Source organism: Robiginitalea sediminis (genome assembly GCF_002198115.1).
GTDB classification, from domain to species: Bacteria; Bacteroidota; Bacteroidia; order Flavobacteriales; family Flavobacteriaceae; genus Robiginitalea; species Robiginitalea sediminis.
The window spans coordinates 1003684-1016952 of sequence record NZ_NGNR01000001.1 but is presented as its reverse complement, the minus strand read 5'-3'; the positions used below and the strand labels follow the sequence as shown (position 1 = coordinate 1016952).

The following is a 13269-nucleotide window of genomic DNA, read 5'->3' as shown; positions in this document are numbered from 1 at the left end:
TAAGATAAATGACGTATTCTGAAAAAATTTCAAACCAACTCAACGACCTCTTAACCAAAACCATCGATGCCGAAAAAGGCTTTTCTGTGGCATCCGAAAAAGTGGATGCTCCGGAAGTGAAAGCCTTTTTAAGGGATAAAGTAAAACAGCGCAATGCCTTTGGCCACGAACTCAAAAGCGAAATCCGGGAATTCGGGAAGTTGCCCGAAAAGGACGGGAGCCTGAAAGGCGACCTGCACCGCAGCTGGATGAAGCTCAGCGGTGCCCTGAGTACCAACCAAACCGAACGCATCCTGGAAGAAGTGGAGCGTGGCGAAAAAGCCAGCCTGGAAAACTATAATGAGATCCTCACAAATACCGACATGACCCTGCCCCCGAGCACGAAGAAAATGCTCGAGCGCCAGCGGGACAGTATCCAGGCTTCCCTGAACACGGCCCGGATGTATGAAACCCTGGCCTCATAAGGCCCCGCATAAACACAAACCATTGGAAAAACCCGGCCCTGAGCCGGGTTTTTTACGCTGAATTGTTGTACATGGTACTTTTTGCAGTAATCTTGAAAGGGTGAAATCGCTCGACAGATCCAGTTGGACCCATCTTTCCAAAAGATACCGTTATGATTTTTAAATGGGCAATTGTATTCTTGGTCCTGAATCCGGCATTGATCAGGAGCCAAATAGCAGAAAAACCGTTTCCTCACCGAGATACGATATTTTTAAGCGAGGTAGTTGTATCCCAGATTAAAGGGAAAAACAAAAACCGAGTAGCAGGAAGGGTCCTGCGTGGTAAAGTAGACCATTTCCTTCCGGGATTCGCCCAACCTTACACCCTGCAATTCGCCCGGTTTTTTCCGCATAAGGACACTTATGCTACAACGCCCTTTATAGCCTCCATACGGTTTATTACCAGAACCCGACAAGAAACGGCTTACTTCCGGGTGCAGCTCTACGAAGCCAATAGGCAGGGCAAACCGGGTAAGGCCATGCTCGATGAGGAGCTTACAGGAATTGCCAGGAAAGGTCACAGATGGACCGAAGTATCTTTGGGCAAGAGGCATATCCGTTTCCCTGAAAAAGGTTTTTTTGTTGGCATAGAATGGTCCTTAAGCAAAGCAAATGAGACGCTGATCTTTAATACATTCGAACCTGAAATAGGATTTATGGTACTGGACAGTGCCAATCACAGCTGGGTACTTAAAAACAAGGCTTGGTCCCAGATAAACCCATTTCAAGGGGAGATTAAACGTTTTAAGCACAGATACAAGCACTTGGCTGCTGAAGTAGTGCTTAGTAACCGCCCTGCAGATTAGAAACTAAGTGCAGGCTACCTGATTTCCTGCTTTGTATGGTAATCCAGAGTGCCCTTTTTTCTCCCGTTGATAACTCCTAAAAAATCGGCTTTTATCCGTGGGGGCATTTGCATATTTTTAATCCCTTCAAATGCCGCCTCAGCCCATGTACCTGATCTTCGACACGGAAACCACCGGACTGCCCAAACGCTGGGATGCGCCCGTTAGCGATACCGACAACTGGCCCCGCTGTGTGCAGATCGCCTGGCAACTCCACGCGGCCGACGGCTCCCTGCTGGAGCAGTACGACGCCCTGGTGCAACCCGAGGGGTTCAACATCCCTTACGACGCCGAACAGATTCACGGGATTTCCACCGAATTGGCCCGGGAGCGCGGCCTACCTCTGGGGGAAGTCCTGGAGGCCTTCGAAGCCGCCATGGGCAAGACCCGCTTCCTCGTGGGCCAGAATGTGGGCTTCGACATCAATATCATGGGGGCGGAATTCCTCCGGGCCGGGAAGGCCAACCCGGTTGAACACCTGCCGGTGCTGGACACCTGTACGGAAGACACGGCCGAGCTCTGCCAGATCCCGGGCGGACGGGGCGGCAAATTCAAGCTCCCCACCCTCACCGAACTCCACCAGCACCTTTTCGGGGAACCGTTTGAAGAGGCCCACAATGCCACGGCAGACGTGGAGGCCACCACCCGGTGTTTCCTGGAACTGCTCCGCACCCGCAATTATTCGGCTGCACAACTCGGGGTAGATCCGGAATATTTCAAGGAATTCGAGGCCGCCAATCCGGGGCCCATCGCTCCTATAGGCCTCAAGCACCTCAACCTGAAGAAGGCCTCCCAGAAACTCGTGGCACGGGCTGCGGAAGACACCCCGGACCTGAGCCGGGAGGAACTCAGGGAAAACGAGAAGGCCCTGGCGGAGGTGCCCTTTGCCCACCTGCACAACCACAGCCAGTTCTCGGTACTGCAATCGACCATCCGGATCAAAGACCTGGTAGCTGCGGCAGCCCGGCACAATATGCCGGCCGTTGCCCTTACCGACCACGCCAACATGATGGGCGCCTTCCACTTTGTCCGGGAGGTGCGGACGCATAATGCCTCCCTCACCGAAGAAGACCGGGCGGCGGGCAAGGAAGACCTCATCCCCATTCTGGGTTGCGAATTCTTTGTCTGCGAGGACCGGCACAACAAATCCGTTAAGGACTACGGGTACCAGATTGTAATGCTGGCAAAGAACAAACAGGGCTACCACAACCTGGCCAAGATGTCCTCTATTGCCTATACCGAAGGTTTCTATTATGTCCCCCGCATAGACCGGGAAGTAGTGGAACAATATGGCAAGGATGTCATTGTACTTACCGGAAACCTCTATGGGGAAGTGCCCTCCAAGGTGCTCAACCAAGGGGAAAAACAGGCCGAGGAAGCCCTGCTCTGGTGGAAGGAGCGCTTCGGGGACGACCTCTATGTGGAGCTCATGCGGCACGGGCAGGAAGACGAGGACCGGGCCAACCAGACCCTGGTGGCCCTGGCCCGGAAACACGGGGTACCCCTGGTGGCCACCAACAACACCTACTACTGCGAAAAGCAGGAAGCCGAGGCCCACGACATCCTCCTCTGTGTGAAGGAAGGGGAAAAACAGGCCACCCCTATCGGGCGGGGGCGGGGCTACCGGTTCGGGCTGCCCAACCAGGAATACTACTTCAAGTCCCCCGAGGAGATGAAGGAACTCTTCAGCGACCTCCCGGAGAGCATCCAATCCATTGAAGGGATTATCGAAAAAATAGAACCCTATGATCTGGCGCGGGACGTACTCCTCCCCAAATTCGAAATCCCGGAAGACTTCCGGGTGGCCGAAGACGAACAGGACGGGGGCAAAAGGGGGGAAAATGCCTACCTGAAACACATCACCTACCAGGGAGCGGAAAAACGCTACGGGGAAATTACCGAAGAAATCCGCGAGCGCATCGAGTTTGAGCTGGATACGATCCGGAACTCCGGGTACCCGGGGTATTTCCTCATTGTGGAGGACTTTATCCGGGAGGCCCGTAATATGGGGGTCTCCGTGGGCCCGGGGCGGGGTTCTGCCGCCGGGTCGGTGGTGGCCTACTGCCTGGGGATTACCAACATTGACCCCCTGAAGTACGACCTGCTTTTTGAGCGTTTCCTCAACCCGGACCGGGTATCCATGCCCGATATCGATATCGACTTCGACGACGAGGGCCGCTCCAAGGTCATGGATTACGTGATCGGGAAATACGGGGCCAACCAGGTGGCCCAGATCATCACCTACGGCACCATGGCGGCCAAGTCCTCCATCCGCGATACAGCCAGGGTGCTGGACCTGCCCCTGGGCGATGCCGACCGGATTGCCAAACTCATCCCGAACATGTCCAAACTGGGCAAGATCTTCGGCCAGCCGGAGGATGCCCTGCGCAAGAAGTTCCGCTCGGACGAGCTGGACAAGGTCAACCAGCTGCTGAATATCTCGGAAGGGGATGACCTGGAGGCCCAGACTGTCAACATGGCCCGGGTGCTGGAGGGCTCCCTGCGCAACACCGGCATCCACGCCTGCGGGGTGATCATTACCCCGGACGACATCACCAACTTCGTGCCCGTGGCCACGGCCAAGGATTCCGAACTTTACGTAACCCAGTTCGACAACTCCGTGGTGGAGAGCGCCGGCCTGCTGAAAATGGACTTCCTGGGGCTGAAGACCCTTACCCTGATCAAGGATACGGTGAAAATCGTCAAGGCACGCCAGGGCATCGAACTGGTCCCGGACGAATTCCCCCTGGACGATGTGGCCACCTACGAACTCTTCCAGCGGGGCGACACCGTGGGGATTTTCCAGTACGAATCCCCGGGAATGCAGAAATACCTCAAGGAACTCAAGCCCACCGTCTTCGACGACCTTATTGCCATGAACGCCCTCTACCGGCCAGGGCCCATGGAATACATCCCCAGTTTCGTGGCCCGCAAGCACGGGAGGGAGGAGATCACCTACGACCTGCCGGAGATGGCAGAGTACCTCAAGGAGACTTACGGGATTACCGTATACCAGGAGCAGGTGATGCTGCTTTCACAGAAACTCGCCGGTTTTACCAAGGGCGAGGCCGACGTGCTGCGGAAGGCCATGGGGAAAAAGATCTTTGCCCTGCTGCAGAAACTCAAACCGAAGTTCCTGGACGGGGGAGAGGGCAACGGCCATCCCAGGGAGGTACTGGAGAAAATCTGGAAGGACTGGGAAGCCTTTGCCTCCTACGCCTTCAACAAGAGCCACTCCACCTGCTACGCCTACATCGCCTACCAGACAGCCTACCTGAAGGCCCACTACCCGGCCGAATACATGGCGGCGGTGCTTTCCAACAACATGAACGACATCAAGCAGGTGACCTTCTTTATGGAGGAATGCCGGCGCATGGGCCTGGACGTGCTTGGTCCGGATGTCAACGAATCCTATTACAAGTTTGCCGTAAACAAGGAAAACCAGATCCGCTTTGGGATGGGGGCCATCAAGGGGGTGGGGCGCTCCGCCGTGGAAACCATCGTGGAGAACCGCAAAAAGGACGGCCCGTACAGCAGTATTTTCGACCTGGCCAAACGCATCGACCTCAGGGCCGCCAACAAAAAGGCTTTTGAGAACCTGGCCCTGGCCGGGGGCTTCGACTCCCTGGGCGACGCCCACCGGGCCCAGTTCTTCCACGCCGAGAATGACGGGGTGAGTTTCCTGGAAAAGGTCATCCGCTTTGGGGCGCGGTTCCAGGAAAGCGAGAACTCTTCCCAGGTGAGCCTCTTCGGGGCCAGCAGCGAAGTGCAGATCGCCGAACCGGAAATCCCGCCCTGCGAGACCTGGGGGACCCTGGAAACGCTCAAACGGGAAAAGGAAGTGGTGGGCATCTATATCTCTGGGCACCCCCTGGACGACTTCAAGACCGAAATGCAGTGCTTCTGCAATGCCACCCTCCAGGACCTGCAGGACCTCCAGCCCCTCATCAACCGGGAGGTTTCCCTGGCAGGTGTCATCACCGATGTGCAACACCGGGTTTCCAAGAACGGCAAGGGTTGGGGCCTCTTTACCCTGGAGGACTATACCGACAGCAAGGAATTCCGGATTTTCGGGGAGGACTACCTGAAATTCCGCCACTTCCTCACCATCAATGCCTTTGCCTATATGAAGGTCTTTGTACGGGAAGGGTGGACCAACCACGACACCGGGGCCAAGTCCGACCCGCGCATCCAGTACAACCACATCATGCTGCTGCAGGATGTAATGGAAACCTACGCCAAGAAGCTTACCATCCAGTTGGACATCCACCAGTTGCAGGAAAGCCGGATCCAGACCCTCAAGGACACGCTGCGCTCCCACAAGGGGAAGCACCCCCTTAGTTTTGTGGTGTACCAGCCCGAGGAGGCCCTTAAGGTAAATCTGGCCAGCAGGAAGCAGAAAGTGCATATTACCTCGGAGCTATTGGATCACCTCAAGGCCCAGGAGGTGCATTACAAACTCAACTAGCCAGGTGGCGCAAATAGCCTGGGTCAATGGGCTGATAGCCAAAACGAATGCCCCGGCTGTAATGTTCGGGCAGATTTATTGACTAACTTTGCACAATAACAAAATCTGATTTACAATGGCTTTAGAAATAACCGATGCTACCTTCGACGAGGTAGTACTGAAAAGCGATAAACCGGTTCTGGTCGATTTCTGGGCAGCCTGGTGCGGCCCCTGCCGTATGGTGGGCCCGATCATCGAGGAGCTGAGCCAGGAATACAACGGCAAGGCCGTGGTAGGCAAAGTAGACGTGGATGCCAATATGGAGTTCGCCGCCAAGTACGGCGTGCGCAACATCCCCACTGTACTGGTGTTTAAAAATGGTGAAATCGTAAACCGCCAGGTTGGGGTGAGCCCCAAGCAGGTGTACGCCGATGCCATCGACGCGGCCATGTAGGCCTTCCCTACCCTGAATACATTAAAAATCCCGGCGCAGAAAGCCGGGATTTTTATTTGGCCTTGTTCTGATCTACAAGTTTATATCCTACCCCATGGACATTGGTAAGTTGAATGGTCTGATCCTTTTTCAGGTGCTTGCGAAGTTTAGAAATATAAGTGTCCAAACTGCGGCCTACCACAACACCTTGATCTTCCCATACTCTTTTTGATAATTCCTCCCGGCGTACGACCTGATTTACCTGATCGGCCAGAATAGCCAGGACCTCCCCCTCCTTACGAGACAGATTTACCTGACTTTCCTGATAAACCAAGGTATGTTGCTCCGGGTAAAACCGGAATTTCCCGAGGGTAAGACAATTCGGCTCGCCAGCCGTCACATCCAAGTTCCTAAATCGGACTGTAGATACCAATTCCCAAATCAATAGCGCAAGAAATACTAGTAAGGCTATCGGAAATATGGTTACCCAGGACAACAGCCTTGGCAGGGGGATAAAGCTCAGATTTATCAGATAGCAAGACTCAGGTAGCACCCGACTACCGCATGGGACAACAATTTGATTCTTTTCTTCCTGAATGCGATAACTATACACAACTTCCTCTGAATCGCAGTCCCGCACCTCTACCAAATAATTCTCACTCAAACCGGCCCGGGCAATACTGGATTTAACATGAAACACCAAGGTATCCGGGTGGATAGGAACGTCGCGCTCGAATGATAACTCAAACGTTTGGGCAGGGTTTGCCCTTACTGGCAAAACTCTCGATGTGGTATCCTTGTTGGCTAACAGGATGTGGTGCCCGACCTCCCTAAGTGCCACCTTTACCATCTTTGGATCGGTTCGGTTGGGACTATATTTAATAGCCATAAACCAAAGTAAGCCCGTAAGAACGGCCAGAAAAGCAAATAAGAACGTCCTCTTAATTTCCATAGTGGTTCAAAGAAGCGAAATTTCCCCAGAAATGACTCTTATTTTACTTCCTTTTGACACTTTTTTGACATCTTGAATCCCTACTTCCTCTAGTTTTGGTCTCAATACATTTCACATGCCTTTGTAGAATAACACAAGGATTTAATCTACCAGAACACTCCCCGCATGAAGTACGTTCCACGCTTCCCGTTACTGCCGCTCCTTTGCACACTGTTATGCTTCAATTGCCTGACGCAGGATAAAGAAACAAACCGTATCCCTACCGGCTATGCGTCTGATGATCCTGGTTTTGCACCGCCTACAATAAAAAAATCCATAGCCCAAACCTTGCAGGGCAGGCCTGACCTTTCTATCGATGAACAGATTGCCCTATATCGGAGGTTGCGAAAAGAAGATCCCATGGGATATAATTTTGACAATGAGGACGAAATGACCATGTACGGTTATCGCCTTCTATGGAACGATGAGCCGGATAAAGCCCTTCAAATTTTTAAGCTGATCGTGGAGGTATTCCCGGAATCTTCGAACCCCTATGACAGCCTGGGAGAGGCTTATTTGGTTCTAGGGGATTCTCTTCGCGCCCTCAAAAATTATAACATATCCCTTAAGATAAACCCGGAGAATTTTAATGCCGAAGACCAGATAGCAAGAATCCAAAACCCGGGCATCAAGTTTCCAAGCCTCAGTGAAAAATTCCGCATGCAATACGGCGCCGCAGCCTATCGGGAAGACCTTGTGGAACTCGGTGAAAAACTACTTAAGTATCATCCACATGCGCTTAAGTTTACAACCCTGGAAGAATTCCAACGCACCCTAAATGCAAAGCAACGTTTGATAGATGAGACAACGACCTTTGCCGAATTTGCATGGCATTGCAGCGAATTGATCGCCCTGATCAAGTGCTCCCATACCGGGATGGGGAGTTTTTTCCTGGAATCGGAAATGCTACCGCCAGACAGGCGCTTCCCCCTGAGAGTTCGTCTTATTGAAAATGAGCTGTACCTGACGAAAGACGCCCCTGAAGCAGGTATAATAACCAAAGACCGAATAGTTGCCATAAACGGCGAATCTGTCCCGGATCTTGTACAAGACGTTTTCAGGCACATGCAATCCCAGGGGAATGTTTCCACTTCCAAAGTGCATAGTTTCAACCGGTGGTCCAGTGTGCTAATCCCCTACGCCCTGGACTTTCCAGAGCACTTCGAAATTCAGATAGCTTCCCATCCCAAACCGATCGCTATTTCCGCAAGTGCTTCCGCCGGGGCACCCACTATGGACGCTCCCTATACAACTTGTATGAAAGACTTTTGTCTTGACTGGTTGGATGCCAAGAAAACTGCTGTCCTTACACTTCCTTCTTTCAATTTTTATCCCTGGAATAACCTGGATTTATTCGAAGAATTCCTGGATTCCAGCTTTGCCCAGATCCGTGAGAACACAACCGAAAAGCTGATTATTGATCTTAGGGGTAATGGAGGCGGTTCTCCCCAGGCTGGCGTCTATCTGCTCCGCCATTTGACAGAAAAGCCCTTTGTTTACTTCCCACAGGCAGATAATGACACACAAACCGTGCAACCCATTGAAAACCGGTTTGGCGGTAAGGTACTTTTCCTAATCGATGGTGACGGCAAATCTACCACCGGGCATGTAATGGCTCTTGTTAAAGAACATAAATTAGGGATAATCGTAGGAGAGGAATTGGGATCCAATCACTTTTGTACCGCGGGCCAAACCTTGCTGAGACTTAAAAACACCCGACTGGAATTTTATGTGGCTAACACAGCCTCAAGTGTACTGGTCAAATCCCTTCCGGACGATCGTGGGATACTTCCGGATTTCGCCATAAATCAAGATATTGATGACTACCTGAATGGTATCGACACCGTTCTGAAATATGCGATGGAACTCGTACCATGATGCTTTCGTATCTTTAGGACATGGATCTGAAAGGCGAACTCCATAAGGCCCCCCTTTTTGAGAACCTGCAGCTGCTGGCCCGGCAGGTGGTGGAAGGCTACATCAGCGGGATCCACAAAAGCCCCTTCCACGGCTATTCGGCCGAGTTCGCCGAACACAAGATCTATAACCCGGGGGAGAGCACCAAGCACATCGACTGGAAGCTCTACGCCCGCACGGACAAACTTTACACCAAGCGCTACGAGGAGGAGACCAACCTGCGCTGCCACCTCATCCTGGACAGTTCCGCCTCCATGTACTACCCTGCTCTTGCCAGCCAGGGCCTGGACCGCCTCAACAAGATGGGGTTTTCCGTCCTGGCCTGCGCCGCCCTGATGGAACTGCTCAAAAAACAACGGGACGCGGTAGGGCTGAGCGTCTTTTCCGACCATTACCCCTACTATGCCCCGGAAAAGGGCAGTGAACGGCACTACCAGATGCTCCTGGCCGCCCTGGGCCGCATCGGTTCGGACCCGGGCAAACCCGCCGGGACGGACCTGCACACCCACCTGCACTTAATTGCGGAGAAACTCAAGCGCCGCAGCCTGGTCGTCCTCTTCTCGGACCTCTTCCAGGACCGGGTAGAAGACGAGCAGCTCTTTGAGGCCCTCCGCCACCTGAAATACAACAAACACGAGGTGGTGATTTTCCACGTGACCGACGGGGCCTCGGAACTGGAATTCGACTTTGAGAATACCCCGCGCAAATTCGTAGACGTTGAAAGCGGGCAAACCGTGGACCTTTACCCGGACGCAGTGCGGGAGGCCTACCGGGAGGCCGTAACGGGGTACCTGCGGGAGATCAAACTGGTCTGTGCCCGCTATGGTATTACCTACGTGGGCGTGGACATTGCAGAGCCCTTTGCCCGGGTCTTCAACAGCTTTATGGTACAGCGCCAGCGCTTCGCCTGAAATCCCTCCCCTAAAAATGGGTTTTTTGTTTGCGGGATTGAAATAGTACCGTATATTTGCCCACGCTTTTGAAGAAAAAGCGCTGACAATTTCCACAAAACTAACTGTTGTTAGTACCCTCGGGTTGGAATATTGGTCTGGTAGTTCAGTTGGTTAGAATACCTGCCTGTCACGCAGGGGGTCGCGGGTTCGAGTCCCGTCCAGACCGCTGTAAAGCAGAGCCCTTCACGCGAAAGCGTGGAGGGTTTTTTCTTTTAGGAGCGCTTGAGCTTGCTCAAAAGCGCGGATAAAAGAAAAAATCCGTCGCCAACGTAGTTGGCGGAAGGGTTTTGATTCACAGCAGGGCCACCCCCAGGCCGCTTTCGAGCCACAGGCGAGAAAGCAATCCCGGCCACTGCGGCCAAATTCCAAATCCCACCCCGATAGCTATCGGGGCCAAATTCCAAGAGAGGGCTCGGCTTCTCTGCAGGCCCACCCCCATGGGCCGTTTTTCCGCTGAAGGCGGAAAAACAATCCCGGCCACTGCGGCCAAATTCCTAATCCCACCCCGATAGCTATCGGGGCTAAATTCCAAGAGAGGGCTCGGCCACACTTCTCAGCAGGCCCACCCCCATGGGCCGTTTTTCCGCTGAAGGCGGAAAAACAATCCCGGCCACTGCGGCCAAATTCCAAATCCCAAACACCAAATTCCAAGAGAGGGCTCGGCTTCTCTGCAGGCCCACCCCCCAGGCCGCTTTCGAGCCACAGGCGAGAAAAGAATCCCGTCACTATTCTAGCCCACCCCCTCCATCGCCTTCCTCAGCACCTCAACCGTACAGGCATAACTCTGCGCCAGCATTTCCGCTGCATCCCATTTGGCCCAGTATCCCTGGTTGAAGAGTTCCACGGAAAACCCGCCGCGGAAGCCGGCGTGGTAGAGTTTGGGGATCACGGTCCCGAACGGGCAGGACCCTTCCCCGGGAAGCACCCGATCCCCATCTGTGAGTTCGTTCCAGGCCGGGGTGGCAGGGTAATCGTTCATGTGGATCACGGGCATGCGGCCGCCGTTGAGCACATCCACCGTATCCCAGGTATTCCCGCCCCGGTGCACGTGGTAGATGTCCAGTAACATGGCCGCTTTCGGGTGGCCGGAGGCAATGGTTATCTGCGCACAGTCGGACACTTTGTGCAGGGCGCCCATCCCCCAGAGTTCCAGCAGGGGGTATACCCCCGTCTGGTCTCCCAGTTCCAGGATGGCCCGGTAGCGTTCGGCATAGGCGTCGAAGTTGGCGGGGTCCAGTTGGGTCATTCCCATTACCGGGGTGGCGATGTAGCCCCCGCCCAGGTCGGCGATAATTTCCATCTCCTGGCGCAATACTTCAAGGGCCTTTTTGCGCTCCTCCGGATCATCGTGGCACCAGTTGGAAAAGCCAATGATATTCTCCAGGACCAGGTTTCCGGCCTCCAGTTTTTCCCTAAGTCCGGCCCTGGAACCCCCTTTTTCCAGGTACGCCTGTATGTCCCGCATCCAGAGTTCGGTTCCGTCAAAGCCCGCCCCGGCAATCAGGTCAATTTGCTGGTCTACCGGCAACTCGTAGGCCATGAGCGTAGAGGTATTCAGGCTTACCCGGAACGGTAGGTTGTGTCCCTTGGTGTCGGACTCCTTCCGGGACACTTTGGTGTCCATGGAAAAGGCCAGCCCGGAAGATAGGCCCAGGGAGGCGGCAAGGCCGGTTTTCAGTGCGTTTCTGCGGGAGAAGGAAGAAGTTGACATACGCTTGTGGGTTATAGGGAGCATAGTAATAGCCCCATCGTTCCAAAGTACTAAAATTTCCAGGACCCGGACTCCCTGCATTTTTTAGTACCTTCACGTGCCATGGTCCGCGACATCATCAACATCAACGACTTTATCGTCCTGGTGGAAGAAGCCCATTCCGACAAGGTGGTGGTGGATTCCTGCTATTTTGACGAGCCCCTTATTGCCGTGGCCTTTTACGGGTCGGGCAATGTACAGCTCAGCATGAAATACGGGGATACCCAGGCCGATTACACCAATACCAAGGGGCTGGCCATCTCTTTCTATGCCGATACCACCGTAGAGTCCATTCATACGGTGTCTGCAGGCAAACCCTTGCAATGTGTCCTGATCGCCACGGCCCCCAGGAACCTGCAGAACCTGCCCAACGGGGAAGGCGAACTCTTCACCGACCTGCTCCAGCAGCTGGTAAAACCCAAAGACGCCTACGTGGAGGGCCCCCGCTTCTATATGACCCCGGAAATGGAACAGATCGTAGACAATATCTTCAACAACCAGTATGAGGGGAAGGCAAAAATGATGTTCTTCCGGTCACAGATCACTGCCCTGCTCTCCCACTTCTTCTGGCAGCTCTCCACCCGGGAATCCGAAGCGATCAAAACCCCGGAACGCGAAAAGCTCTACCAGGCCAAGGAGATCCTGGCCCAGAACCTGGACGCCCCCCCTTCCCTGGCCGAGCTGGCCCGGCAAATCGGGCTGAACACCTTTAAACTGAAAAAGGAATTCAAGGAGTACTTCGGCGTCCCCGTCTTCAAGTACCTGCAGAACGAGCGCATGACTACCGCCCACGACCTGATCCGCACCCAGAAGGCCACAGTCCAGGAAGCCGCCTGGCACGTGGGCTACGACAGCCTGAGTTCCTTTTCCAATGCCTTCCAGAAGAAATTCGGCTTCCGACCCAGCGAAATAAAGGCCTGATCCTTTTCGAACAAATCTTACTCCTTCCCGGACAAATGCCCCGCCCGGGGGTGCTCTAGTTTTGTTCCGTACTTAAAAACCTACGGACATGAAAACACAAAGAGCAATTTCAATCGGAGCGGGGATCTGGTTCCTCGGCGTGGGCGCCTTCCTCCTTTCCTATTCCATCCCTGTTATGGAAGATGCCGCACGGCAGGGGAACCTCGTGCTGTTCCTCCTGGTTGGCCCCCTGGTTTGGTTCGGGTCGCGAATCTACTATAAGAGCGGATCCAAAACCCACGGTTACCTCGTGGGCCAGACCTTCCTCTTGACCGCTGCCTTCCTGGACGCCCTCATTACAGTGCCCTTGCTGATCATTCCCAGCGGCGGCAGCCATTACGAATTCTTCACCGACCCCGGGTTCTGGATCATTGCCCTGGAATTCCTGGCGGTAGCCACGGCCTATTACTACATCAAGGTCTATCCCAGAACCCTTAAGACACTTTAATCCACAGCTAAAAACCAATATC

10 protein-coding genes and 1 tRNA gene are annotated in these 13269 nt (G+C 53.9%); 9 read left to right on the top strand and 2 right to left on the bottom strand.

Annotation, left to right across the window (positions count from 1 at the left end):
• The first annotated feature begins 8 nt into the window (after positions 1-8).
• From CA832_RS04545 to trxA, 4 genes are all read left to right on the top strand, one after another.
• Positions 9-464 (top strand): ferritin-like domain-containing protein, encoded by a 456-nt coding sequence (locus CA832_RS04545; protein WP_088340351.1) that lies wholly within the window; start codon positions 9-11, stop codon positions 462-464.
• Between the two features lie 152 nt (positions 465-616).
• The gene (locus tag CA832_RS04540; protein WP_088340350.1) at positions 617-1309 is read left to right on the top strand and encodes a hypothetical protein; all 693 of its coding nucleotides are present in this window, start codon (positions 617-619) and stop codon (positions 1307-1309) included.
• 145 nt (positions 1310-1454) lie between these two features.
• The gene (gene dnaE / locus CA832_RS04535; protein WP_088340349.1) at positions 1455-5816 is read left to right on the top strand and encodes a DNA polymerase III subunit alpha; all 4362 of its coding nucleotides are present in this window, start codon (positions 1455-1457) and stop codon (positions 5814-5816) included.
• 115 nt (positions 5817-5931) lie between these two features.
• Complete coding sequence (trxA, locus tag CA832_RS04530) at positions 5932-6249, top strand: thioredoxin (protein ID WP_088340348.1); 318 nt, start codon at positions 5932-5934, stop codon at positions 6247-6249.
• 52 nt (positions 6250-6301) lie between these two features.
• On the opposite strand, the gene CA832_RS04525 is transcribed toward trxA, so the two are convergent.
• Positions 6302-7180, bottom strand: a complete 879-nt coding sequence (locus CA832_RS04525) for a winged helix-turn-helix domain-containing protein (RefSeq protein WP_088340347.1) — start codon at positions 7178-7180, stop codon at positions 6302-6304.
• A 165-nt stretch (positions 7181-7345) separates the two neighbouring features.
• On the opposite strand from CA832_RS04525, the gene CA832_RS04520 reads away from it, so the two are divergent.
• The 3 genes from CA832_RS04520 (at position 7346) to CA832_RS04510 (ending at position 10255) form a co-directional block, all read left to right on the top strand.
• Entirely contained in the window at positions 7346-9097 is a 1752-nt protein-coding gene (locus CA832_RS04520) for a S41 family peptidase (protein ID WP_088340346.1), read from the top strand.
• A 20-nt stretch (positions 9098-9117) separates the two neighbouring features.
• Positions 9118-10047, top strand: coding sequence for a DUF58 domain-containing protein (locus tag CA832_RS04515; RefSeq protein WP_088340345.1), 930 nt, complete (start codon positions 9118-9120; stop codon positions 10045-10047).
• A gap of 134 nt (positions 10048-10181) precedes the next feature.
• Positions 10182-10255, top strand: a tRNA-Asp gene (locus CA832_RS04510).
• A gap of 564 nt (positions 10256-10819) precedes the next feature.
• Here the strand turns inward: CA832_RS04510 and CA832_RS04500 are convergent.
• Entirely contained in the window at positions 10820-11800 is a 981-nt protein-coding gene (locus tag CA832_RS04500) for a sugar phosphate isomerase/epimerase family protein (RefSeq protein WP_088340757.1), read from the bottom strand.
• A 102-nt stretch (positions 11801-11902) separates the two neighbouring features.
• On the opposite strand from CA832_RS04500, the gene CA832_RS04495 reads away from it, so the two are divergent.
• Together CA832_RS04495 and CA832_RS04490 are read left to right on the top strand one after the other, a co-directional pair.
• A complete protein-coding gene (locus tag CA832_RS04495) occupies positions 11903-12760 on the top strand; it encodes a helix-turn-helix transcriptional regulator (protein WP_088340343.1) in 858 nt (285 codons plus the stop codon).
• A gap of 88 nt (positions 12761-12848) precedes the next feature.
• On the top strand, positions 12849-13247 hold the full coding sequence (locus tag CA832_RS04490) for a DUF5367 family protein (protein WP_088340342.1): 399 nt from the start codon (positions 12849-12851) through the stop codon (positions 13245-13247).
• Positions 13248-13269: the final 22 nt, after the last annotated feature.